Annotated in this window: 18 protein-coding genes; 3 read left to right on the top strand and 15 right to left on the bottom strand. The window is 48.8% G+C overall.

Annotated features, from left to right (window positions below; genetic code table 11):
• Positions 1 to 1,401: an FAD-binding oxidoreductase gene (locus M5E81_RS00655; RefSeq protein WP_009144544.1), complete on the bottom strand. Its 1,401-nt coding sequence runs from the start codon at positions 1,399 to 1,401 to the stop codon at positions 1 to 3.
• Positions 1,402 to 1,534: 133 nt separating this feature from the next.
• Entirely contained in the window at positions 1,535 to 2,941 is a 1,407-nt protein-coding gene (locus tag M5E81_RS00650; protein WP_040564517.1) for an FAD-binding oxidoreductase, read from the bottom strand.
• 292 nt (positions 2,942 to 3,233) lie between these two features.
• On the opposite strand from M5E81_RS00650, the gene M5E81_RS00645 reads away from it, so the two are divergent.
• Positions 3,234 to 4,793 carry an alanine/glycine:cation symporter family protein gene (locus tag M5E81_RS00645; RefSeq protein ID WP_249747619.1) on the top strand — a complete coding sequence of 520 codons (1,560 nt, stop codon included), beginning with the start codon at positions 3,234 to 3,236 and terminating at the stop codon, positions 4,791 to 4,793.
• A 46-nt stretch (positions 4,794 to 4,839) separates the two neighbouring features.
• On the opposite strand, the gene ligA is transcribed toward M5E81_RS00645, so the two are convergent.
• Positions 4,840 to 6,879, bottom strand: a complete 2,040-nt coding sequence (gene ligA / locus M5E81_RS00640) for an NAD-dependent DNA ligase LigA (protein WP_249747618.1) — start codon at positions 6,877 to 6,879, stop codon at positions 4,840 to 4,842.
• 39 nt (positions 6,880 to 6,918) lie between these two features.
• Complete coding sequence (gene pcrA, locus M5E81_RS00635) at positions 6,919 to 9,144, bottom strand: DNA helicase PcrA (RefSeq protein WP_249747617.1); 2,226 nt, start codon at positions 9,142 to 9,144, stop codon at positions 6,919 to 6,921.
• Positions 9,145 to 9,342: 198 nt separating this feature from the next.
• Between pcrA and M5E81_RS00630 the strand changes: the two genes are divergently transcribed.
• Complete coding sequence (locus M5E81_RS00630) at positions 9,343 to 10,146, top strand: tRNA lysidine(34) synthetase (protein WP_009144549.1); 804 nt, start codon at positions 9,343 to 9,345, stop codon at positions 10,144 to 10,146.
• Positions 10,143 to 11,012, top strand: coding sequence for a DMT family transporter (locus tag M5E81_RS00625; protein ID WP_009144550.1), 870 nt, complete (start codon positions 10,143 to 10,145; stop codon positions 11,010 to 11,012). The genes M5E81_RS00630 and M5E81_RS00625 overlap by 4 nt, the downstream gene beginning before the upstream one ends.
• A gap of 77 nt (positions 11,013 to 11,089) precedes the next feature.
• Here the strand turns inward: M5E81_RS00625 and M5E81_RS00620 are convergent, their stop codons facing one another.
• From M5E81_RS00620 to M5E81_RS00570, 11 genes are all read right to left on the bottom strand, one after another.
• On the bottom strand, positions 11,090 to 12,700 hold the full coding sequence (locus M5E81_RS00620) for an AAA family ATPase (protein ID WP_249747616.1): 1,611 nt from the start codon (positions 12,698 to 12,700) through the stop codon (positions 11,090 to 11,092).
• A 77-nt stretch (positions 12,701 to 12,777) separates the two neighbouring features.
• Positions 12,778 to 13,152, bottom strand: coding sequence for a fluoride efflux transporter CrcB (crcB, locus tag M5E81_RS00615; protein WP_249747615.1), 375 nt, complete (start codon positions 13,150 to 13,152; stop codon positions 12,778 to 12,780).
• Positions 13,149 to 13,514: an Hpt domain-containing protein gene (locus M5E81_RS00610; protein WP_249747614.1), complete on the bottom strand. Its 366-nt coding sequence runs from the start codon at positions 13,512 to 13,514 to the stop codon at positions 13,149 to 13,151. The genes crcB and M5E81_RS00610 overlap by 4 nt, the downstream gene beginning before the upstream one ends.
• 22 nt (positions 13,515 to 13,536) lie before the next feature.
• Positions 13,537 to 16,038 (bottom strand): hybrid sensor histidine kinase/response regulator, encoded by a 2,502-nt coding sequence (locus M5E81_RS00605; RefSeq protein WP_249747613.1) that lies wholly within the window; start codon positions 16,036 to 16,038, stop codon positions 13,537 to 13,539.
• A gap of 155 nt (positions 16,039 to 16,193) precedes the next feature.
• On the bottom strand, positions 16,194 to 16,637 hold the full coding sequence (locus M5E81_RS00600) for a very short patch repair endonuclease (protein ID WP_249747612.1): 444 nt from the start codon (positions 16,635 to 16,637) through the stop codon (positions 16,194 to 16,196).
• Between the two features lie 35 nt (positions 16,638 to 16,672).
• Complete coding sequence (gene dcm, locus M5E81_RS00595; RefSeq protein ID WP_419720850.1) at positions 16,673 to 17,875, bottom strand: DNA (cytosine-5-)-methyltransferase; 1,203 nt, start codon at positions 17,873 to 17,875, stop codon at positions 16,673 to 16,675.
• Positions 17,876 to 17,939: 64 nt separating this feature from the next.
• A complete protein-coding gene (locus M5E81_RS00590) occupies positions 17,940 to 19,421 on the bottom strand; it encodes a Sau3AI family type II restriction endonuclease (RefSeq protein ID WP_249747610.1) in 1,482 nt (493 codons plus the stop codon).
• Between the two features lie 485 nt (positions 19,422 to 19,906).
• Positions 19,907 to 20,926 (bottom strand): biotin synthase BioB, encoded by a 1,020-nt coding sequence (gene bioB / locus M5E81_RS00585; RefSeq protein ID WP_249747609.1) that lies wholly within the window; start codon positions 20,924 to 20,926, stop codon positions 19,907 to 19,909.
• A gap of 254 nt (positions 20,927 to 21,180) precedes the next feature.
• Entirely contained in the window at positions 21,181 to 21,609 is a 429-nt protein-coding gene (locus tag M5E81_RS00580; protein ID WP_249747608.1) for a VanZ family protein, read from the bottom strand.
• 36 nt (positions 21,610 to 21,645) lie between these two features.
• Positions 21,646 to 22,476: a bifunctional 5,10-methylenetetrahydrofolate dehydrogenase/5,10-methenyltetrahydrofolate cyclohydrolase gene (locus M5E81_RS00575; protein WP_249747607.1), complete on the bottom strand. Its 831-nt coding sequence runs from the start codon at positions 22,474 to 22,476 to the stop codon at positions 21,646 to 21,648.
• 85 nt (positions 22,477 to 22,561) lie between these two features.
• Positions 22,562 to 24,232 carry a formate--tetrahydrofolate ligase gene (locus M5E81_RS00570; RefSeq protein ID WP_009144563.1) on the bottom strand — a complete coding sequence of 557 codons (1,671 nt, stop codon included), beginning with the start codon at positions 24,230 to 24,232 and terminating at the stop codon, positions 22,562 to 22,564.
• Positions 24,233 to 24,236: the final 4 nt, after the last annotated feature.

The raw sequence follows: 24,236 nt of genomic DNA, 5'->3' as shown, positions 1-24,236 counted from the left end.
TTATAAATTAAAAACCTTGCCTGGATTCAGGATATTATTGGGATCCCAGGCTTTTTTAATTTTTCTCATCAGCTCCAGCTCACCGCCAGGAGTAAAGCGCTCCAGGAAGTGTGCCTTCTTGCTGCCAATGCCATGCTCACCGGAAAGACGTCCGCCATGCGCATAAGCATATGTATAAACCTCTTCCGTAAAGCGGCTTAATTCAGATTCCCACTCCTCATCGGACAAATCCAGCTTACACAGCACGATATGCAGGTTGCCGTCACCGATATGCGCGTTGATACGCAACGGGAAGGGATATTTTGCCACAGTTTTAATGATGTACTGAATCATATCGCTCATTTCATCAACCGGCACAACAACGTCATCCGTTGTGCACACCTTGCTGATAAGGCTCACAGATTCCAGACAGTTGCGGCGCATCGACCAGATACGCTCATCAGCCTCCAGAACATCCACAGCGCCTGCTGCCTCGCAGATATCGCTGGCCTGCTCCATTTTCATGTCCAGCTCATCTTCATTGAAGGTTTCTATCGTAATGATAACGTAAATACCGTCTTCAATATGCGGCGCACCGGGGAACTCAAGATATTCCGATGTTGTCCGCACATTAGGGTTATCCATATATTCGATGCTTGTCGGGTCAATACCTGCTTTCACAAGCTGCGGTACAACGCCGATTGCCGCCATCTGGTCATGGAAAATCGCCAGCATATCTATTTTATACGGAGGCAAGGGCTGCAGCTTCAGCGTCACCTGTGTAATAATACCCAGCGTACCCTCGCTGCCGATAACAAGCTGTTCCATGCAGTAGCCTGTACTGCACTTTTTCAGCGGCGAGCCCAGGTCAACAATGTCGCCGTAGGGCGTAACAATCTGCACAGCGTAGACCTGATTGCGCGTTACACCGTAGCGCACAGCCTTGATGCCGCCGGCATTCGTCGCCAGGTTACCGCCAATCTGGCAGCTGTCGCTGCTCGACGGGTCACCTGCATAAAGCAGATTCTCCGCCTTCGCCGCTGCCTGGATATCCAGCGTACGCACACCGGCCTGTGCTACCATGTACAAGCCTTCCTTATTCAGCTCGATAATTTTGTTTAGGCGTTCCATTAAAAGCACTACGCCGCCCTTGTCGGCAATAGCGCCGTCAACGATGCCTGTACCGCCGCCACGCACGGTCAGCGGGATGAGATACTTGTTGCACAGCTTCACTACGCCGGCAATTTCTTCGGCGTTTGCCGGAATTACCACTACATCCGGCAGATGGAAGCAGCGTTCGTCCGCCTCCTCGTCCGTCTTATAGCGGTCGAGCGTGTCAGCATCGGTTTTGACATATTTTTCGCCCAACAGCGTTTTTAATTCATCAATAAATTCAGGAGTTACAGAATTGTAATTGCTCATAATATATCTCTTTTTCTAATTTTCATAAAGAGTGCAGAGAAAGTATCAGATGCGAGGGAGGGCGACGACGGCGTACTTCCACGTACTCCTAGGAGCCATCCCGACGCAGATGGTGCTTTATATGCGCTCTTGCTTATGCGTTAAATACCTTACCAGGATTCAAAATCAAATTCGGATCCCAAGCCAGCTTAATCCTGCGCATCAGCTCCAGCTCACCGGCAGGCGTAAACTCTTCCATATAAGCCAGCTTCTTGGCACCGATACCGTGCTCACCGGCTAAGCGGCCTCCCTGAGCGTAAGCATAGGCATAAACCTCTTCGTGGAAGTCATGCACGATTTTTTCCCAGGTTGCATCATCCAAATCGCATTTGCAGAGAACGATATGCAGATTACCGTCACCGATATGCGCGTTGATTTTTACCGGAATTGGGAAGGGATACTTGCTGCCGATATGCATAATTTCTTTAATGGTCGGCGCAATGCGGTCTACAGGCACAACAACATCGTCGGTCAGGGAAACCTTGCTTACAAGGCTGATAGATTCCTGGCAGTTGCGGCGCATTGCCCAGATACGGTCATCCGCTTCCAGAACTTCAACGGCACCTGCTGCCTCGCACAGCTCGTCAAGCTGCTCCATCTTCATGTCCAGCTCATCCTCGCTGAAGGTTTCTACCGTAATGATAACGTAAATACCGTCCTCATAATGCGGTGCGCCCTTAAATTCAATATAATCGGCGCAGGCACGCACATAGGAATTATCCATATATTCCATGCTCGTCGGGTTCAGACCAGCCTGCATAATCTTCGGCACTACGTCAAGAGCCTTGAACGGGTCATCAAAAACTGCCAGCAGGTCAAATCGATACGGAGGCATCGGCTGCAGCTTCAAAGTTACCTTGGTGATAATGCCCAAGGTACCTTCACTGCCCATTACCAGCTGCTCCATGCAATAGCCTGTGCTGCATTTTTTCAAACGGCTGCCAACCTCCACGATTTCGCCGGTCGGTGTAACCATCTCCAGGCTGTAAACCTGATTACGGGTAACGCCATAGCGTACAGCCTTGCTGCCGCCGGCATTTGTTGCCAGATTGCCGCCGATCAGGCAGCTTTCGGCACTGCAGGGGTCACCTGCGTAAAGATAGCCTGCTTCGTTGGCCATCTTCTGAATATCAACTGTACGCACGCCGGCTTCGGCGACAACGTACATCGCTTCGGTATTCATCTCGATAATTTTATTCAAGCGCTCCATGAGCAGTACAATACCGCCGCAGACAGCAATCGCGCCATCGGCAAGGCTGGTACCGCCGCTGCGGACAGTCAGCGGCACATTGTACTTATTGCACAGCTTCACAACTGCGGCAATTTCTTCGGCATTGGCAGGACGCACAACAGCCTCAGGCACACGGAAACGGCGCGGATCATATTCCTCGTCGGTTTTATATTGCTCCAGCTTTTCAGGCTCGGTAAAAACATTGGCGTCACCTACTACGGCGCGCACATCCGCTAAAAACGGTTCCGATACGGAATTATACTCTTTCATCATATTCCCTCATTTCTAAATTACATATAGACATCTGTGCGAAAGACAGCAGATGTTACTTATCTAACTTTATATTATATTACAAATCGCGCTGTTTGTCTGTAAATTATGTATGAGAAATCAACATAAAAAGTTTTTCTTGCAGAGAAAATAGGTTTCGCTATATATTGTATACTTCCCAGCACCCATTGCCAAGCAATATAAAAAAGGTTAAGATATAGATAATGAAGCTGCCTTTGCCGCGCCTTAACGCAAGGGCAAAATAAATTTACAGCTATAGGAGAGAGGTCTTATGCAAGCTTTATTTGATGCAGTTAACGCAATCTGCGCCAAAATCCAGATTGTTTCCAACTGGTTCTGGGATTTCCCCTGCAATCTCGACTGGTACGGTTCTATCCCCATTCTGGGAAATTTTAGTCTGGCAATTATTTTATTAGTCGGTACAGGTATTTACTTCACCTTCCGCCTGCACTTTGTACAGGTACACAACTTTATCTTCGCTGTGAAGGTGCTGATGCAGCGCAACCATACGCGCAACGGTATTTCCTCACTCACAGCCTTTTTGCTTTCCACCGCTATGCGTGTCGGTCCCGGCAATATCTTGGGTGTAACCGGTGCGATTTCCATCGGCGGCCCGGGCGCGCTGTTCTGGATGTGGGTTTCCGCCTTCTTCGGCATGGCAACGTCCTTTGCAGAATCCACGCTTTCGCAGATTTGCAAGGAAAAGCGCGATAACGAATATGTCGGCGGCCTGCCCTTTTACGCACGCAAATTGTTGAATGATTCTGCCGCTGCCGGCGTTGCGCTCAGCATGCTGTACATTGTTTATGCGCTGCTGTGCTTCCCAGCACAGGGCTTCAACACTATTTCCGCTGTTGGTGCCATCGCCGGCAAAATCTCCGGCGTGAACATTCCCACCAACTCTTCGCTCTACTGGATTTCCTTTGCGGTGCTTATCGTTATCACCGCTGTTATCAGCTTCGGCGGCATCAAAAAGGTTACGAAGGTTACCGACCGCATCGTTCCCGTTATGGCAGTTATTTATGTACTCACCGTCATCGCTTTGACCGTCGGCAACATCGACCGCATTCCACTGTTCTTCAGCTCCGTTTTCACGCAGGCCTTTGCGCCTGATGCTGTTTTCGGCGGCGCCTTCGGTCTGGCGCTCAGCCAGGGTATTAAGCGCGGCCTGATGTCCAACGAAGCAGGCCAGGGTACTATTACCATGCCGGCTGCGGCAGCAGAGGTTTCCCACCCCTGTGAGCAGGGCTGTGTGCAGGCTTTGGGCGTATTTCTTGATACCATCGTTATCTGCACTCTGACCGGCTTTGTCGTTATCATGGGCAGCATGTGGCTCACGGCAGATGCCAATGCCTGGTTTGAGATGGGCAAGCTGGATAAATTCCTCGCCTCCTGCGGCGCTCTGACCGGCGGCAATGACATGCTTTACAGCGTTGTTACGCTGCTCGTAAGCGTTTGCTTCGGCCTGTTTGCCTTCACCTGCCTATTGGGCTTCATGTCCTTCACCGAAATGTGTGCTAACCGCATTTCCAGCAAGGCTTCCTTCATCAACGCTATCCGCGTGCTGTGCCTCATCGTTATTTCCTTCGGCGTTATCACCAACATCGCCGGTATGGATTTAGGCGCGCTCTGGGAATTGAGCGACTTCGCCAACATCCTCATGGTATACTGCAACTTACCGCTGCAATATATCGGCTTTAAATATGTATTGCGTGCCTGGAAGCATTTCGAAAAGAACGACGGTACTCCGTTCACCTCCGAAATCGCCGGGCTGCAGTTGCCTGTTTGGGACGCTTTGGCCAAGGAACACAAAAACGAATATCATCACTAAAAAAATTAAGCGTGGCCGCTGCTCGCAGCCACGCTATTTTTATGCCTTATTCACCTTTAAGTAGACGCAAGAACTCTGCTTCATCAATAACCGTTACGCCTAATTGCTGTGCCTTTTCCAGCTTACTGCCGGCCTCCGCACCCGCAATGACGTAATCCGTCTTTTTGCTGACGCTGCCGCTGACCTTCGCGCCCACATCCTGCGCCATCGTCTTCGCCTCGGCGCGTCCTAACGTAGGCATAGTGCCCGTAAAGACAAGCGTTTTGCCGAAGAAGGGATTATCCTCCTGACTGGCAGGCGGTGTAAACGTCATCGTCAATCCTGCTGCCGCCAAGCGCTCCACCAGGTCAATATTCGCCGGTACATTCAGCCAGGTAACGACACTTTCCGCAATCTTATCACCAATATCACGAATCTGTGCCAGCTCTTCCGGCTGTGCCTGCTGCAGCTTTTCCATGCTGCCGAATTCAGTTGCCAGAATACGCGCCACCTTGGCACCCACATGACGGATACCCAAAGCAAAGAGCAGCTTGTCCAGCTCGTTCTTCTTGCTCTCGGCCAAAGCCGCCAGCAGATTATCCGCCGACTTTTCGCCCATACGCTCCAGCTTCAGCAAATCATCCTTGCGCAGGCTGTACAAATCCGCAGCATCGCGCACCAGGCCTGCATCAAGCAGCGCATTGATAACAGAAGGACCGCAGCCGTCTATATTCATCGCATCACGGCTGACAAAGTGAATGAGGCCCTCGCGTCCCAACGCCGGACAGTGCGGATTGGTACAGCGGATAGCTGCCTCCTCACCCTGACGCTCTACGCGCCAGCCGCATTCCGGGCAGACGCTGGGGATTGCTACCTCTTTTTCGTCACCGGTACGCTTTTCAACTACTACGCGCAGTACCTCGGGAATAATTTCACCGGCCTTGTTGATAACAACCCTGTCACCGATGCGGATATCCTTGGCACGGATAAAATCCTCGTTATGCAGTGTTGCACGGCTGATAACGCTGCCGCTTAATTTTACCGGTGTCAGCACTGCCGTCGGTGTCAGTACGCCTGTGCGTCCTACACGCCAGTCGATATCCTCCAACGTAGTTTCAGCCTGCTCCGGCGGATATTTATAGGCAGTCGCCCAACGCGGATCCTTGCCTGTAGCGCCCAAAATACGCTGCTGGTAAACATCATTGACCTTAATAACAGCTCCGTCGGTATCATAGGACAGGCCTTGACGCAGCTCGTTGAAATCGCCGATATATTTAATCGCCTCGTCGATATTTTCGACAACCTTATAATTCTCGCTCACCTTAAAGCCATAGTGCGCCAGCAAAGCCAGTGATTCGCTGTGCTTGGGCTGTGCGCCCTCGCCTACCAGATAATAGGCAAAAAAGCTCAGGCTGCGGCTTGCCGTTACCTGCGGGTCCAGCTGGCGCAGGCTGCCTGCCGCCGCATTACGCGGATTGGCAAACTCGCTCTCGCCGCGCTCAGCGCGCTGCTCGTTCAAACGCATAAATGCCTGCCGCGGCATATAGACCTCACCGCGCACATCAAGAAGCTCCGGCACTGTTTCACCATCCGGCACCTTCAGCGTCAGCGGAATGCTGCGGATGGTGCGCACGTTGGCCGTAACATTTTCGCCTACTACACCGTCACCGCGGGTAGCAGCGCGCACCAGCTTACCGTTTTCGTAAATCAGGCTGCAGGCAAGGCCGTCAATCTTCGGCTCCATAACGTATTCCACCTTGCTGCCTGCAGGCAGACCGCTGCGAACACGTTCATCAAAGGCGCGCAGCTCCTCGGCGGAAAATACATTGCCCAGGCTCAGCAGCGGCTCCAGGTGACGCACCTCGGTAAACTGCGAGGAAGCACGACCGCCGACGCGCTGCGTAGGCGAATCGGCCGGAATGCTGTCAGGATAGCGCGCCTCCAGCTCACGCAGGCGCACCATCATGCGGTCATATTCAGCGTCCGTAATCTCCGGCGCATCCAATACATAATATAAATATTCGTTATGACGGATTTCGCGGCGCAGCTTATCGGCCTCAGCCAAATCCGCTGCACGCTCATCAGCAAATAAATCCATTTCTGCCATTGCTTTATCCTCCAAAATTTTTATCCGGAAAGCCGCTGCTTACAGCTTTTCCAGCTTAGCATACTTCGTCAGCAGGCTGCGGATACCGCCGCCGGCAAAAGCAACCGTAACCTCCTGGCCGTCATCCGCAGCCTTAGCGGTAACAATCGTGCCTGCGCCCCACTTTTTATGCATAACCTTATCGCCGACACGGAAGCTGCAGCCTGCCGCCGCACTGCTTTCCCTCGGGAAGAAGCTGGCCTTATGCTGCTCGAACCAGTTGGCGTTTTCCTTAGCAGTAGGCTTGTGTACCTGCTGCGTCATCGCCGGACGCTGCACTACCGGACGTTTGATTACATGCACCAGGTTACGCGGCACCTCCTGCAGGAAGCGAGACGGTGTGTAATACTGCGTGCGGCCGTAGATAGTGCGTGTTCTGGCGTTGCTCAGGAACAAATGCTTTTCCGCACGCGTAATGCCTACGTAGCACAGGCGGCGCTCCTCTTCAATCTCGTTTTCGTCCATCAGAGTACGGGAATGCGGGAAAATTCCTTCCTCCATACCTACCAAAAAGACATTGGGGAATTCCAGGCCCTTGGCGGAATGCAGCGTCATCAGAGTAACTGCTTCCTCACCCAGCTCCGCATCATCAATATCGGCAACCAGCGCTACATCAGCCAGGAAGTTTTCCAGCGTCGGCTCTTCACCGTTGCGCTCGCATTTTACTGCAAATTCCTCGGTTACGCTCAGCATTTCCTTCAGGTTCTCCACACGGCTTTCGTCCTGCGGGTCCTTGCTGTTCTGCAGCTCCTCCAGATAACCTGTTTTCAGCAGCACATCATCCAAAAGCTGTTTTACCGGCACATCGGCAGCCTCGCCCATCAGCTCAAAGAGCAGACCGCTCAGCTCGTCCAGCTTGTTGGCAAAACGTCTGGCAAGACCGGGAACATCCGCTGCATTGGTCACTACCTCGAACAGAGACTGGCCGCTGGCATTGGCATATTCCTGCAGACGTGCCATAGTCGCATCACCGATACCGCGGCGCGGAACATTGATAATACGCAGCAGGCTCAGGCTGTCATGCGGATTATAAAGCAAGCGCAGATATGCCAGCGCATCCTTGATTTCCTTGCGCTCATAGAACTTCGTACCGCCGACCATCGTATAGGCGATACCGCTCTTAATCAGCATTTCCTCGAATACACGCGACTGCGCGTTAGTGCGGTACAGCACTGCCATATCGCCCAGCTTAGCACCTTCATTCAGCTGCAGCTTCTGCATATTTTCAATCACATAGCGTGCTTCATCTCTTTCATCGTTCGCCTGATAGTAAACGATTTCCGAACCGTTGCCGTTGGCAGTCCACAAATTTTTCGGCTTGCGTCCGCTGTTGTTGTCGATAACGGCATTGGCAGCGTCCAGAATAACCTGCGTGCTGCGGTAGTTCTGCTCCAGTTTCACCAGCTTGGCATCGGGGTAATCCTTTTCAAAATCAAGGATATTCTGGATATCGGCACCGCGCCAGCCATAAATGCTCTGGTCGGCATCGCCTACTACGCAGATGTTTCTGTGGCCTGCGGCCAACAGCTTCGTCAGCAGATACTGCGCATGGTTGGTATCCTGATATTCGTCAACCATCAGATAATCAAACTTGCGCTGGTATTTTTCTCTTACAGCAGGATTTTCCTGCAGCAGACGCAAAGCCAGCAGCAGTAAATCGTCAAAGTCTACGGCATTGTTGGCCTGCAGCTTTTTTTGATAAGCATCATAAATTTTTGCCACCTGCTGCTCATAGTAGCCAGAGGCCTCGCGAGCGTAGGCATCGGGCAGCAGCAAGGCATTTTTCGCGTTGCTGATATGGCTGATAATCGCCGGCAGCGGGAAACGCTTTTCATCCAGATTCATTTCCTTCAGCACCTGCTTAATCAGGTTTTTGCTGTCGCTTGTATCGTAAATTGCAAAATTATTGGCATAGCCGTTGAGATTTTCCAGCTCATAGCGCAAAAGACGAGCGCAGAAGGCATGGAAGGTAAACAGCCACACATCTCTGGCCGCAGCGCCTGCCATACGGTCTACACGCTCGCGCATTTCCGCGGCGGCTTTATTGGTAAAGGTAATCGCCAAAATGCGATAGGGACGCACGCCCTGCTGCAGCAGATGCGCAATACGGCAGGTAAGCACCTTCGTCTTGCCGCTGCCTGCGCCTGCCAGAATCAGCATCGGTCCGTTAATAGTCTGTACTGCATCAAGCTGCTCTTTATTGAGTCCTTGCATTGTATCGGTCATCAGTCGTTAGCCTCCATAATATTTCACGGATGCACCTGCATCCTCTTCTTGGGTAAAAATATTTTTGACTTAAATATTATATCACAAAACGCGTCGCTTAGGCGAAGAAAAGCAGCCGCTTTAGCCTAGAGATATACTAGGAAAAGCAGCTGCATTGTGTTAAAATAATGCTATGTAATGCAAAAGGAGATTGTATAAATGACTAAGAAAAGCACCTTCGTTCCCGCCAAGGATTTAAGCAAGCTGTGGCGGGCTATTATAGAATTCGATATGCTGCAGCCGGGCGACCGCATTCTAGTCGGCCTCAGCGGCGGCAAGGACAGCATGCTTCTGACAGCCATGCTGGCGGAAATCAAAAAATATTCGCCGATACCATTCGACCTTGCCTGCTACACCGTCAACGGCATGTTCGCACCCAACTTTCCCAAGGCGGAGTTGGAAGCCTTCTGCGCGCAGTTCGGCCTTACACACTACAGCGACGATGTTGACGTAATGGCGGCACATGAAAAAAAAGGCGGCAGTCCCTGCTTCACCTGCGCCTACTTCCGCCGCGCCGCTACCAACCGCCGCGCACAGGAACTCGGCTTCAACAAGGTGGCGTTGGCGCACCACAATGACGATGCCGTAGAAACCTTCTTCATGAATCTGGTGACCAGCGGTCAGCTGCGCACCTTTCTGCCGGTAACGCCGCTATCGCGCTCCGGCATCACGGTACTGCGCCCGCTGCTCTACTACCGCGAGCAGGAAATCCGCGAGTTGGTGGCAAAACTTGGCCTGAAGCCTATCAAAAACCCCTGTCCTTATGACGGTCACACCATGCGTCAGGACATCAAGGAGCATATCGCAGCGCTCGATGCGCAGTATCCGGAAATTTATGAGCATCTGGCGGCGGCCATGCGTGACAGCGACAGGCAGGAGCTGTGGCCGCCCAAGCCCGGCAAGGAGCTGCTGCAGAAGTTCCACACCTTCTGGGGACGCGGCAGGAAGCAGGCTGAGCAATGAAAACAAAGGCCTATCTTTATATCATCTCCGCTGCTGTCTGCTGGGGTTTAATCGGACTCTTCGTCAGAACGCTGGCAGCACAAGGCTTCAGCTCCATGCAAATTGTTGCCCTGCGTTCGCTGGCAGCGGCAATCTGCGTCACACTGCCGCTGCTGCAGTCAGGGAGTGCTGCCCTGCGCATCAGACTGCGTGATCTCTGGCTTTTCGTCGGCACCGGTATCTGCAGCCTGGTGTTCTTCAACTACTGCTACTTCAACGCTATGCAGCAGACAAGTCTGGCGGTAGCAGCGCTGCTGCTCTACACCGCCCCTGTCTTTGTTATGCTCATGTCGCTGCTGTGCTTCGGAGAAGCCTTCACGCGCACAAAAGCACTCGCTCTGCTGCTCACCTTCAGCGGCTGTGCCTGCGTCACCGGCGTTTTCGGCAGCAGCCTGACGCTCACGCTAAGCGGCCTGCTCTATGGCTTAGGCAGCGGCTTCGGCTATGCACTGTACAGCATTTTCGGCAAGTATGCTGTGCGCAAATATTCGTCACTCACCATCACCGCCTACACCTTTTATCTGGCACTCGCAGCTTCATGGCCGTTGGCGGATTTTGATTATCAGCGTCTTGCAGCTATCAACCTGCAGGCAATCGGTAGCACTTTAGGTTTGGGCCTGCTCTGCGCCGTGCTTCCTTATCTGCTCTACACCAAAGGGTTAGAACAGATTGAGGCAGGACAGGCCTCCATTCTTGCGACGATTGAGCCCTTTGTGGCTGCCGCTGTCGGTGTTATTTTCTTTGCGGAAGCACTGACGCCGGTGAAAATCATCGGCATGGGACTGATATTTGCGGCGATTGCCGTGCTGAATATCAGGAAAGCGTAAAAATAATACCAATATAAAAAGCAATTTGCATCTGTCAAATTACAGTTGCAAATTGCTTTTTCGTTTTATACAGCCAACTACTCCTGCAGCACCTCTACCTTACATTGGTGCTGCTTTGTTTTCTTGGAATAGCCTATCCCGACAGCCAAAATCCGTCCTTGATAACGCTTTCTGCCATCTCCCAGAGTTCCGGCAAACTTAAGTGCATACTGCCTGCGTTTAATCTGCTCAATCGCTTCCTCCGGTGTGTGATCCACCTTCAGCTCCAATATAAGACAATCATCGTTTTCCTGATAGGGATAGAAGATAAAGTCAACATAGCCTGTCCCGGCCTTATCCTCCCTTTGGACATTATATCTGTCACGTGCTGCCAGATATATGAGATTAACAATAGCAGCCAGTTCGGTCTCATTGTTATACGCCAACAGCGGTGTTTCCGTATTGTGCGCAAATTCCAAAACCCTGCTCATTGTAGCGGTATCGCCTTTCAGCGTAGCCTGCAGCATCGCTTCCGATTTTACCGCCAGCTGATGTACGTAGCCCAAGGAATCCTTATTCAGGAGCAGCTCATTAAATTTATCCATCAATTCTTTATTAGGGATAAACACTTTGCCGTTTTCATATGTCAGCAGGCCATAAACAACCATCGCCGAAAAAATCTGTTGCTTTGTATTAAGCTCCAGCAGCATGGCCGCATATTCCTGTATTTTCAAGGGTATGCGTTCACCGGCAGCCATCAGCGCCAAATCATCACGCACCGCCGTCACATTGTTACGGATATAGTAAAACAATTCATCATAGGGACCAGAGCTGGTCCAATAATTATAAAGCTGGTTATTCTGCAAAGCCATAACCACAGAACGCGGATTATACAGTAAATTGCCGGCAGCAGTGTGATAGCCGTCATACCATATTTTTAAGCCTTCACGTGTAACCTGCGGTTGAGCCGTCAAAGCTTGATACTTTGCAAACAGCGCATCTACTTCCGTATCATTAAAGCCAAAAACATCACTATATAATGACATCGTAGCCATATTATATTCCGCAAAGGTATTTAATTCCGAGCCGCTGGTATATTTTGATATCGGCAGTACGCCAGTCATATACGCCAGTTGAACATATACTCTGTCCTTAAGCAAATCCTTTAAGAACAGCAGGTATTTTTTTCTGTCATCCTCGGAAATAAAGGCAGCATGAAAGATTGCATCCCATTCGTCAAAAATGAAAATAAACCTTTCGCCCGTCGCTGCAGTAATTCTTTCCAAATCCTCGGCTACGCCGCCTGCCGCACGATAATCAACATCGGGATACGCCTTATGCAGATCGTTCTTCAAGGCCTCAGCAATATTATCTATATAGCTTTGGTAATCATTGCTGCTGATCCTGCTGAAATCAATATAAATAACATTGTATTGATTAATATGCTGCATAGCCTCAGCATCACGGCCTATATTTAACTGTGCAAAAAGCTTTTTCGTAGCAGCGCTCTTAGTCAGAAATGCTCCCAGCATATTAGCCATAACAGTTTTGCCAAAACGGCGCGGACGTGTGATGCACACATACTTGCCATTGGTACCTATACGCTGCAGCATTTGGCCTATAAAGGCAGTTTTATCAACAAAATATTTACTTTCTGCCATCTCCTCGTATAATATTGCCGGAGAGAGAGTATTTAACAATAATCCCATATTATTCTCCCCCTTTCTGTTTGCCAATCTATGTCATGCTTTAAGTTAAGCGTTATTTATTTCTGAAATTCTCCAACCTATACCCCTTTACCTGCCAGCACGCCTGTTCCCGCAGCCAGCAGTCCCAAAAGCAGGCTGCCGCCGCTGTACGCTGCCGCCGCGGCGATATTACCCTCCGTCAGCAGCATCAGGCTTTCATAACCGAACGAGGAAAAGGTGGTAAAGCCACCCAACAAGCCTACGCACAAGAACAGACGCCAAGCCGCAGGCAGCATACCGCGCTCCACAATCAGCGTCATCAAAAGGCCCATGCAAAAGCAGCCTATGATATTTATGGCGAAGGTTCCCCATGGAAGAGTGCTGCCGCTCGCTCTGCTGATAAAATTACCCAGCAGATAACGGCACACTGCGCCCAAGGCACCGCCGACAGCTACACTGATTATTTCCATCATGCACTCTCCAACTGTTCAATATATTGCAGCGTGCGCTGCCAGTCATTCTTCACCGCAGCCAGCTTCGCCTGCAGCTGCGGCAAAGTATAGTCCCCGCTGCGCAGCAGGCTTACAATATCGGCAAACTGCGCCTGCAAGCCTGTCAGCCCCAACGTTGCGCACACGCCCTTCAGGTTGTGCGCATAGCGCAGCACCTCCTGCAGGTTGCCTGCCTCCGCAGCCTCCTCCATCAATTGATAATCATCGCTTGTCAGCAGCTTGCGCAAAAAACGCACATACATAGCTTCACTTTCCATAAAGCGCTCCTCCAGCGCCTCCTGAATATCAATCGCCACATACTGCGGCAGTTCCTGTAAATGCACAGTTTCGCACCCCTTTCTGCTCTCAATGCTGCAGATACGCACTCATCATCTGCGCCAGCAGCTTCATCTGCACCGGTTTCACCATAAAATCATTCATGCCGGCAGCCATTGCGCGTTCCACGTCATCACTGCCGCTGTTGCCTGTCAGCGCCAGAATAGGCACCTTACGCGCATCCTCACGCGGCAATGCTCTGATAGCCTCGGCAGCCTCACAGCCATCCATTTCCGGCATCTGCATATCCATCAGCACCATGCTGATGCTGCCTTCCTCCGAAGACTCAAACAGGTTCACGGCATCCTTGCCGTTGCTTGCCAGCAATACCTCCAGACCGTTCATTGTCAGCAGCTCGCTGATAATCTCCATATTGATATTGTTGTCCTCAGCTACCAGAATTCTGCAGCCAGCAAAATCCTTCAGCTTCGGCATGCTATCCTGTGGCTTGCTTTCCACCTTTTTCACAATGTTGAACGGCAGGGAAATAATTACGCAGGTGCCTTCATCAACACGGCTGCTGATATGAATGCTGCCATCCATACGCTCTACCAGGCTTTTGACAATCGTCATGCCCAGACCGGTGCCGGTAACGCGCGGCACACCAAAACGGCTGTCGCGTTCAAACGGCTTATAAATCTTCTCCAGGAATTTGGCCGACATACCGCAGCCGGTATCCTTGATGACAAAGGTATAATGCACACGGTTGCGCTCATTGCTCGGCTCACGACGCGCCAAAAAGCTGATTTTGCCATGTGCTTTGGTATATTTAATAGCATTCGACAAAATATTATTCAAAATCTGCTGCAAGCCCTGTAAATCGCCGCTCACCATTTCATCTTCTTGCAGCATAAGCTGAGAGTCAAAGAACTTCTGCTCCAGCTCGGCCTGCGCCGCAAAAATATCGCTTGTATCCTGCGCTACCTTGGCAATCATAAAGGTTTCCTGCACATGCTCCACCTTACCGTTGTCCAGACGCGCCATTTCCAGGATATCATTAATCAAGGTCAGCAGCTGCTGGCCTGCGGTGCGGATTTTGCGGATATATTCCTTCACCTGTCCGCAGTCATCCTTATGCAGGTCTGCCAGCTCCGCCATGCCGATAATGCCGTTGAGAGGCGCACGCATATCGTGCGACAGCGCGGAAAAGAACATGTTTCTGGACTTGGCATTTTCGCGTGCTACCCTCAGCGCCTGCTCCGTCAGCTGCAGATGCTCCAGCTCTTTCAGCTTTTCGGCATCCACCTCACGGAAGAAGAAAACCGCTTCGTCCTTATTCAGCAAATCATCACGCATCAGGCGTACATTAAGCCATCTGTATTCCTTGCCGAAGCGATGGCGGAACTCACCGCCGAAGTCATTGATATGCCGCTCCACCAGCTCTTTGATATGCTCACGTGAAAAGCTGGCTGCAAACTCATCGGCAGCCTCCGGCTCCACATTCTTTATCAGCTCCTGCAGTAGCTCATCATAATCTCCCTCCGGCTCCTGCGGCCCCGGACTGGTGCTTTTCAGCATATAATAGCGTCCGGTAACATAATTCACCCTGAACACAGCCAGGAAGGACTTGCTCATAACGCGGATAACCTCATTGATGCTTTGCAACTGTTTGTTCAGCATATGCTCGCGCAGCGCCAAACCGGCAGCCAGCAGCAGGAAAATGGCCAGCGTCAGGCTGAACCACTGCATCAAATCCTCATAATCACCCAGCAGGAAATCATAGGGAATAGTTACGATAGATATCCAGCCCTTTTCCGAAACCTTGTAGTAAACACCGCGCTTATTGCCCTCGTAATCGGTGATATAAGATACATCACTGCCGGAATTGCGGATTTCCTTAAAAATTTTATCTACATAAGGCTGCTGTTCTTCTATCGACAGATTGCGGTCATTGATGGTAAACATAATATTACCCGACGGATCGCAAAGATAATAATAGCTGTGCTTAGGCATCTGGTTTTCGGCAAGCAAACCGTTCAAGCGCTCCGGATAAAGATTCAGCGCCAGTACATTGCCATCGCCGAAGCGCACTGCCATAGTCAACAGGCGTTCATTATTTTTACCGTAGGTATATAAATTGGTATAAGCCACGCTGCCATTACTATTCAGTGCCGTCTGATACCATTTCAGCGAAGCAACATCCGCCGGCTGTCCCTCCAGACGCTTGCCGATAAGATGTCCGTGAACAACAGCGCACATGTCAAAACGGCCTACATCCGCATTTTTTTCCATGTAGTCGGTAAAATGCGTCAAAGCCTCCTCCAGCTCCGCATCCGACATATCAGGCTTCATCTCCAGCATATGCGCCAGATTCTGCGCGGCACTGCGCAGCAGCATTTCCTGAGCTTTTATGCGTCCTGTTTCCCTGGTGGCAAAGCGAGCCGCCATCTGCTGCCCCATAATATGCGAATTATCTAATATTTTTTCGCGCACAACATACAGGCTCACCAGAGAAACAAGCAGGAAGAAGGCGAAGATGCCTATGCTGTATAGAGATACCTTTATTCTGTTCCTAAAAAATTTAAAGTCCATAAGCCCTCCATTGAGCCACTGTCAACAAACAAGTGCATATTTCATGTATACATATTTTATTATATAACACCGAACACATCTCTACAAGTGCACACGTCAAAAAGCCGCCTGCAAATATAGGAGTTTCCTCTGCAGGCGGCTAATTAGGTATTTATTTATATATATGCTTGTTGCGTTCTGGCATATCCTCCAATCTGTATCGATTGTATAGTATTCTTCACTTTCTCCACACAACCTTGCAAATCTCGCAAAATCTCATCCTCCCAAAACCTGATAACAATCCAGCCATTATCCCTAAGCATAATAGTATTCTCCAAATCTCGTTCTATATTGCGTCTGATTTTATTATCCCAATACACACTATTATGCTTAATCTGGTGCTCATGAAAATTTTTCCCATGCCAAAACACACCATCACAAAAAATCACTATCTTGTATTTAGTAATCACTATATCAGGATGACAGTCATATATACGATAGTATTTTCTGTATCGAATGCCTTCATGCCAAAGAGCTTTACGCAACAACACCTCTATTTTAGTATCCTTGCCTTTTATTCTGCTCATAGTTTTCGACACTATTGCATTTTTTGCAGCCATTTGCAAACACCACCAACAAAAACGCAGTAATAATATTATGGTTCGCCTTCCATTATGGTGCTTAATGTCCTTCCCATACGTGTAACCATAGACACAACCAAGGCATTACCCATACAAAAATATCTAAACTTCTGTGGCATCCCTGTATCAGTCCAGTTATCGTCAAATCCCTGGATTCGCTCTGCCTCCAACTGTGTCAATAATCTCAGCCTATTAGTTTCCGGATCACGGATTACATGTGTACTACGATTCAAACTCGACTCTGATGTAAGCATTGTACGTGCCGGAGCATCAATAGAATCAGGGAACGCAATCGCCCCTTCGCTGAAGATATAGCTATGACCTGTTTTAGAAGTACGTTCTATCTTCTTAGCTCCCTTAAGATATTCCCATTTTTCCAGCTTCTCACCTAGATAATAATCTTCAGCTACATTCTTTGCAAGGATATCACGCAACAAAGTCGGTTCTTCCTCTATAGGTTTAACATTAGCAGTATAAATCTGTCCGTTTAGCATATAACCTGCATTTTTAAACTCAAAGCTAAAACTTTCCGATACTGTAGGGATATCTTGAAAATTAAGCATTTCCTCATTCACAACAAAATTCTGCTCGACTGGAAAACTTCTTGCAAAAAAACCAATAGAACTTATTATATGCGCAGGATTATGCCTATTCATTCTTTCAGCATAACGGGTATTTGCAGAATACGCAAAAATAAATGTTCTGCGCCGGCGTTGCGCAGCACCATATTCCGCTGCATTAACCACACGCCATTCTACAGCGTATCCCAAAGCAGCTAAACAAGCAAGAATTACACCAAAATCACGTCCTCGCTGAGATGCAGGTGATTTCAATAATCTATCTACATTCTCCAGCAATACAAAAGGAGCTTGCTTGGCTTCCAACGTATCACGTATCTGCCACCAAAGCACACCTTTTTTGCCTTCTAAACCAGCAGAGCCAGGCAACGGTCTGGCAACAGAGTAATCCTGACAAGGAAAACCACCTACAAGCAAATTATGGTCAGGTATATTATGCTTATCTACAACAGAAATATCTACACCAGTAAATTCGTCAATATCGCCCCAATGTTGGACATAACAGTCGTGAGCCCATTGTTTTGTTTTTCCAGGTTCCCATTGGGAAAACCACACTGTATGAAAATCTCTGGAAGCACGCTCCAAGCCGAGGCGGAACCCTCCTACCCCCGCGAAGAGCTCGCAAACTGTTTTCTCCATCATTCCACGCCTTTCTTATATGATATACATATATTATACCATATCCTAGTAATTTGATCAAGTTTTAATTTTCCGTCATTCGTTGATTAATCAAATCAACAATATATGTATTGTTAAGCCAAAAGCTCTGTTTAGGCATACGTTCACCATTTGGCAGTAAATCACTATCACTCAATGTACCATTCCCTATAATACTTCCATCGGCAAACTGATAATATCGCTTTTGTGTATGTGGACGTATATGTATAATTTCAGCATCTGATTTCTTTGGCAAGTTGTTCTTTACTATCGGTCCATTTGCACTAGAAGTTATTTGAAACTCAATACCTGTCCTCGCAACATCTCTAATCGCTTCCCATTCGCTCTTAACTTTTTCTAAATCCTTAGCAGGCATATTCCATAACATGCAGCCCTTTAAGATATAATTACTATTATGCTTTTGATAGATAACAAAAAGAAATTTCGTTTCGCTCAAATACTCATAAAGAATAGAGTCTTCCCATTCCTCATTAACTAAATCTATAAAACTAAATTGTGGCAAAGGACTATTTTCTCTCAATGAACCTTTTTCATCTAACCTAATAGCTTTAGGAACAATATTTGCTTTCGCAAATTCTTCTGCTCTATTCGATTTTATACCAAGCATTCGATAAGCCAACTCAATCCATTGCGCTTTATTGTTGTTATATTCTCTATTGAAGATAGCACATAACATCTCATCAGACGTACCAATGTACTGATTTATTTTATTCGTAATGATTTCTTCAAAGCTCTTCTTTTCCAGTTCTGCAGGATCAGTTATAATTTCCTCATACGTATTGACATCATTAACTATATATTGGTTCAAAACATACGTCATATATGAGTTTTTGTAGCAAAAAGCCCTCTTTTTGGCTAATGTATATGGCGGATAAAACTGAGGCACAATACTTTTAGCTGCAGTAGCACCCTTTGTGCATGCACCAAGATAAATTGTATCGCCTTCTGAAAGCTCTTCCGCCTTGCCAGCCTTAATCTTCTCAATGATTTTTCGATAGTCCTGACGAATAATCTCCAAGTCTTTCGCAGGCGGAGTAAACAATGTAACATAATCAATAGAATACATCAGATTACTTTTTAAAGTCTTATCTCTCAGATAATATACCAATAAAAGTAATCTGCATTTCTCCCATAAATGTGATTTAAAAAAGTCTTCTTCTACTGGCGAATTGTAACTTATCATAGTCAAAACCAATCTTTCGCCTGCACGAAGCTCTCCTTTCTTATTCTTTTCATAAGGAGTTACTTTCAGCTCCACACCAGCCTTAACAAAGTCTGCATGTGGATCACTATTAGATTTATAATTAAAGTAGACATTCTCCAATAAATTGCCTAGCCCACCCTTACGATGCTTGTTAGCATAACTGTCAACCTGTTCCGCAGTAACCTGATTGCAATCCCGTTCTATCTTCCATCCTATAACATCATAAAAGCTTTTACCTAACAGCTGTTTTGCATATTCTTCTATTGATTTAGGATTTCCATCATCAAATTCATATTTCGCCATATCCATCACCTCATCATCACTTAACAAAAAAAGGCACCTGCCAAGCTCGACAGATGCCACTGACTCCCACAGTCAGGCATGACCTCTCCTAAAGATAGAGCTACCATGCAACTGCTATTAGTATAACATACAAGAATCTTTACGTAAAATGAAAATTTACTTCCCGCTGCTCCACTTGCACCACTTGCACCACTACTTTTGGTGCAAACATAAAAACTGCGCCACAACCCCTAATATATATCCCTGTAAGTAAAGTCTTCGTAAGGGTTTTAAAGCTTTATTTTATGCTATTTACAGCTAAAATAAGGCTTTTTATTTATATTATATTAAAAATTACGAGCCACTGATTTTTCAGCAAAAAGGCTGAAAAAAGTGGTTCAACCGGTGCAACTGGTGCAAAACGCACCGTTAAAGCAGTATACAAAAAGCTGCCTGCAAAAGGACCTCGTCCCTCCGCAGGCAGCAAAATTCATTTTAAGCTATAATCATGCCTGTTCCGCTCTGGCATCAATAGCAGCAGCTTCTTCATCTGTCATATATTCCGGCTTAATGTCACGTCCCATATGGTTCAGCATCTTTCTGTCGCTGCGAATCGTAGCGCAGGCCACAGTAGTCAGCATATTGCCGGTAATAGTTGCGGAGGCGCCAGCCTTAAACGCTGTTTCGCCGTCATTGGTCAGCAAAGCACGACCTGCACCCAAGCGGATATTAGCCAAAGGATTGATGTAACGGAAGAAGGCCACAGTACGCAGGATATCATCCTCGCTCAGACGCGGCAGATGCTCCAACGGCGTACCGGGAATCGGCATCAGCGCATTCAGCGGAATAGAATCAATGCCAAGCTCAGCAAGGCTGATAGCCATATCAAGACGGTCCTCCCATGTTTCGCCCATACCGATAATACCGCCGGAGCAGGCGCACATGCCCTCCTCCTTAACCATTTTCAGCGTGTTGATTTTCATATCATAGGTATGCGTGGTGCAGATGTTGGGGAAGTTGCGCTTAGAGGTTTCGATGTTGTGGTGATAGCTGGTGACACCTGCCTCATGCAGACGATGCAGCTGCTCACGGGAAAGGAACCCCATGGAAGCGCACAAATCAATCTTCAAATCACGATGCATAGTTTCATACGCATGAATTGCCTTGTCGAATTCTTCGCCGGTCAGCGCCTTGCCTGCGGTTACAATGGAAAAGCGGTGCACGCCCTCCTCCTGGTTCAGACGTGCCAGCTTTACGATATCCTTCTCCGGCAGGAAGCTGTAAACCTCGCAATCGGTATGGTTATGCGCGGACTGAGCACAGAATTTGCAGTTTTCCGGACAGCGGCCGCTGCGTCCGTTGATGATGGAGCACAAATCCACGCGCTCACCGACAAAATGCTTGCGGATTTTATCTGCGCCTTCACATAAGGCCTGCAAATCGCAGGTCAGAAATGCCTTTAAATCGTCCTGACGAGTCAGTCTTCTGCCATCAATAATTTCTTGTGCTAATGCTTGCGGGTTCATATTCTCTTTTCCTTTTGTAACCTATTTAATCGGTAGGCTTATACTGTAAAAAAATAAGTGCTATGTTAACCTTTACCGTTTTAACGTTCACCATTTGTTAACCAAAATTATAGCACAGGATAACGATGAGTGCAAGCAGAAGAAGCGGCAAAATGCCGATAAAAGCAATTATTTTCTCTGCGCAGATACTCTGAAACAGCAAAAAGCTGCAGCCGGACGCCTGTCGGCACCAAGCTGCAGCCTGCAATTTTTAATTATTTTCGTGCGCTCCACTCCAAGATGCGATATTCCAGCCAAGCACAGAAGCCACCGCTGAAATCCAGCAGTACGTCCTTCACCCTGCTGGCACGTCCCGGCGAAAAGGCTTGGATATATTCATCTATTACAGCTACCAAAAGCGCTAAAAAGAGAATATAACCGGTTGCCGTAAGCTTAGGCACGCCCCAGGCACTGAAGCTGCGACACAGCAGCAGTCCCAGCAGCGCAAATTCGCAGAAATGCGCCATTTTGCGGATGTGATGCTCAACATCGCCCGCCAGATGAATATCCAGATGCTGCGCCAAAAGCTGCGTCAGCGCAGCAAACCAGCTGCTAATCTCGGAAGACTGCTTCAAGGGCAGCGACGAATTATAATAGATAATGCCCACAAGACAGGCAGTGAGAAAAACCCATAAATATTTCATAAAGCTCCCCACTTAATTATTGTATCTGCAGCAAAATCAGATATGACGTGTCAGACACTCCATTACCATCATATTGCTGACAACACCGATACCGCCGGGAACAGGCGAAAAGGCGCTCGCCTTTTCGGCAACTGCAGGGTCAACGTCGCCCACCAGCTTACCGTCAACAGCGTTGATGCCTACGTCCACAATCACAACGCCTTCCTTAACCATTTCCGGCTTCACAAAGCAGGCCTTGCCCACTGCAGCGACGATAATATCTGCCTGCTTTAAAATCTCCGACAGATTGCGTGTACGCGAATGGCAGATGGTAACAGTAGCGTTTTGTTGCAGCAGCAGCACACTCACCGGCTTGCCTACAACATTACTGCGACCGATAACGACAACGTTCTTGCCCTCCAGCTCAATGCCATAGTGCGCCAGAGTTGCCATGCAGGCACGCGGAGTGCAGGCAGCAAAACGGCTGCGGCCCATGAACACATCACCGATATTCTGCGGATTCAGGCAGTCTACGTCCTTGTTCGGCGAAACCGCCGCGCCCACGTTATCGCTGTTGATATGCTTCGGCATCGGCATCATCGGCATAATACCGGTAACGTAACGGTTACGGTTCAGCTTTTTGATGATGCTGATAACCTCTTCCTCCGGAGTATCGGCAGGGCAGGTGATAACCTTAGCGGCACCGCCCAGACTTTCAATCAATTTGACCAGCCTGTCCTTATATACGTGAGATGCGGGATCATCACCCACAACCAAAATAGCCAGAGCTACTAACAGGTCGTGCTGCTTAGCAACAGCAATCTTTTTTGCAATAGCCTCACGGTAAACATCAGCAACAGGCTTACCCCTCATTAAAACAGTTTCCATAGTAAATTCACCTCAAAACAAAACAGATAATTTATTATAGATAGCAAAACATGAACGCAGATGACGCTTTATCCGTCAGACTTTCTTAGAACAAACCGCTGATTACACCATCATCAGTAACGTCAATCTTCTCTGCTGCCGGAACCTTAGGCAGACCGGGCATAGTCATAACATCACCGGTCAGAACTACGATAAAGCCGGCGCCTGCTGCAATGCGGCAGTTGCGGATAGTAATCTTGAAGCCGCTCGGACGGCCCAAAAGTGCCGGGTCATCGGAGAAGGAATACTGGGTTTTAGCCATGCAGATAGGCAGGTTGCCGTAGCCAAGCTCTTCAAATTCCTTGAGGGCTTTATCTGCTTCCTTAGTATAGTTAACGCCGTCAGCACCATAGATTTCTTTAGCGATGGTTTCAATCTTGCCTTTCAGGCTCATATCCAGCGGATAAATCGGCGCAAATTTGCTCTCGCCGCTGTCTGCCAGGGCAATTACTTCTTTAGCAAGGTCGATACCGCCCTCGCCGCCTTTAGCGAATACGTCGGACAATGCTACGTTAACACCGTGCTTAGCGCAGTGCTCGCGAACTGCCTCCAGCTCTTCTGCGGTATCCTGAGCGAAGATGTTGATGGCAACTACGCAGGGAACGCCGAATTTTTTAACGTTTTCGATATGCTTCTCCAGATTTACCAGACCTTTTTTAACTGCCTCTACGTTCGGGGTCTTCAGGTCGGTTTTCGGTACGCCGCCGTGCATCTTCAGCGCACGTACGGTAGCAACGATAACGGTTGCGTCCGGTTTCAGGCCGGCATAACGGCATTTGATGTCAAAGAATTTTTCTGCACCCAGGTCAGCGCCGAAGCCTGCCTCGGTGATAGTATAATCAGCCAGCTTCATGCCGGTCTGAGTTGCCATAACGCTGTTGCAGCCATGGGCAATATTAGCAAACGGACCGCCGTGGATGATTGCCGGTACGTTTTCCAGAGTCTGTACCAGGTTAGGCTTAACGGCATCCTTCAGCAGAGCTGCCATTGCGCCCTGAGCCTTAATCTGGCCTGCGGTAACAGGGTTGCCGTTGTAATCGTAAGCAACGATAATTTTTGCCAGACGCTCCTTGAGGTCGTGCAGGCTACTTGCCAGGCACAGAATAGCCATAACCTCGGAAGCAACGGTAATATCAAAGCCATCCTGACGCGGTACGCCGTGAGCCTTGCCGCCCAGGCCTACTACGATGTTGCGCAGCTCGCGGTCGTTCATATCTACAACACGCTTCCACGCAATACGGCGCGGGTCAATGTTCAGAGCGTTGCCCTGTTGGATATGGTTGTCCAGCATTGCTGCCAGCAGCATATGTGCGGAGGTGATAGCATGGAAGTCACCGGTAAAGTGCAGGTTGATGTCCTCCATCGGCACAACCTGGGAATAGCCGCCGCCTGCAGCGCCGCCCTTAATGCCCATGCAGGGGCCGAGGGAAGGCTCACGCAGAGCTACGATAACCTTTTTGCCGAGCTTAGCCAGGCCCTGTGCCAAACCTACGGTAGTAGTGGACTTGCCTTCGCCTGCCGGAGTCGGGGTGATAGCGGTAACCAGAATCAGCTTGCCGTCTTTTTTATCTTTAACACGGCGGATTAAATCGTAGGACAGTTTTGCTTTATATTTGCCATATAATTCAATATCGTCCTCGCTAATGCCTAATTTTGCAGCAACATCAGTAATTTTCTGCATTTTTGCCTGTTGGGCAATTTCAATATCGGATAACATGTTT

The organism is Phascolarctobacterium succinatutens, assembly GCF_023497905.1.
Taxonomy (GTDB): domain Bacteria; phylum Bacillota; class Negativicutes; order Acidaminococcales; family Acidaminococcaceae; genus Phascolarctobacterium_A; species Phascolarctobacterium_A succinatutens.
This window is presented reverse-complemented; position numbering and strand designations above follow the sequence as displayed.

Excerpts from the sequence above, each read along its gene's own strand:
- M5E81_RS00655 (WP_009144544.1), bottom strand. The coding sequence starts at position 1,401 with ATGAGCAATTACAATTCTGTAACTCCTGAATTTATTGATGAATTAAAA.
- M5E81_RS00650 (WP_040564517.1), bottom strand. The coding sequence starts at position 2,941 with ATGAAAGAGTATAATTCCGTATCGGAACCGTTTTTAGCGGATGTGCGC.
- M5E81_RS00645 (WP_249747619.1), top strand. The coding sequence starts at position 3,234 with ATGCAAGCTTTATTTGATGCAGTTAACGCAATCTGCGCCAAAATCCAG.
- ligA (WP_249747618.1), bottom strand. The coding sequence starts at position 6,879 with ATGGCAGAAATGGATTTATTTGCTGATGAGCGTGCAGCGGATTTGGCT.
- pcrA (WP_249747617.1), bottom strand. The coding sequence starts at position 9,144 with ATGACCGATACAATGCAAGGACTCAATAAAGAGCAGCTTGATGCAGTA.
- M5E81_RS00630 (WP_009144549.1), top strand. The coding sequence starts at position 9,343 with ATGACTAAGAAAAGCACCTTCGTTCCCGCCAAGGATTTAAGCAAGCTG.
- M5E81_RS00625 (WP_009144550.1), top strand. The coding sequence starts at position 10,143 with ATGAAAACAAAGGCCTATCTTTATATCATCTCCGCTGCTGTCTGCTGG.
- M5E81_RS00620 (WP_249747616.1), bottom strand. The coding sequence starts at position 12,700 with ATGGGATTATTGTTAAATACTCTCTCTCCGGCAATATTATACGAGGAG.
- crcB (WP_249747615.1), bottom strand. The coding sequence starts at position 13,152 with ATGATGGAAATAATCAGTGTAGCTGTCGGCGGTGCCTTGGGCGCAGTG.
- M5E81_RS00605 (WP_249747613.1), bottom strand. The coding sequence starts at position 16,038 with ATGGACTTTAAATTTTTTAGGAACAGAATAAAGGTATCTCTATACAGC.
- M5E81_RS00600 (WP_249747612.1), bottom strand. The coding sequence starts at position 16,637 with ATGGCTGCAAAAAATGCAATAGTGTCGAAAACTATGAGCAGAATAAAA.
- dcm (WP_419720850.1), bottom strand. The coding sequence starts at position 17,875 with ATGGAGAAAACAGTTTGCGAGCTCTTCGCGGGGGTAGGAGGGTTCCGC.
- M5E81_RS00590 (WP_249747610.1), bottom strand. The coding sequence starts at position 19,421 with ATGGCGAAATATGAATTTGATGATGGAAATCCTAAATCAATAGAAGAA.
- bioB (WP_249747609.1), bottom strand. The coding sequence starts at position 20,926 with ATGAACCCGCAAGCATTAGCACAAGAAATTATTGATGGCAGAAGACTG.
- M5E81_RS00580 (WP_249747608.1), bottom strand. The coding sequence starts at position 21,609 with ATGAAATATTTATGGGTTTTTCTCACTGCCTGTCTTGTGGGCATTATC.
- M5E81_RS00575 (WP_249747607.1), bottom strand. The coding sequence starts at position 22,476 with ATGGAAACTGTTTTAATGAGGGGTAAGCCTGTTGCTGATGTTTACCGT.
- M5E81_RS00570 (WP_009144563.1), bottom strand. The coding sequence starts at position 24,232 with ATGTTATCCGATATTGAAATTGCCCAACAGGCAAAAATGCAGAAAATT.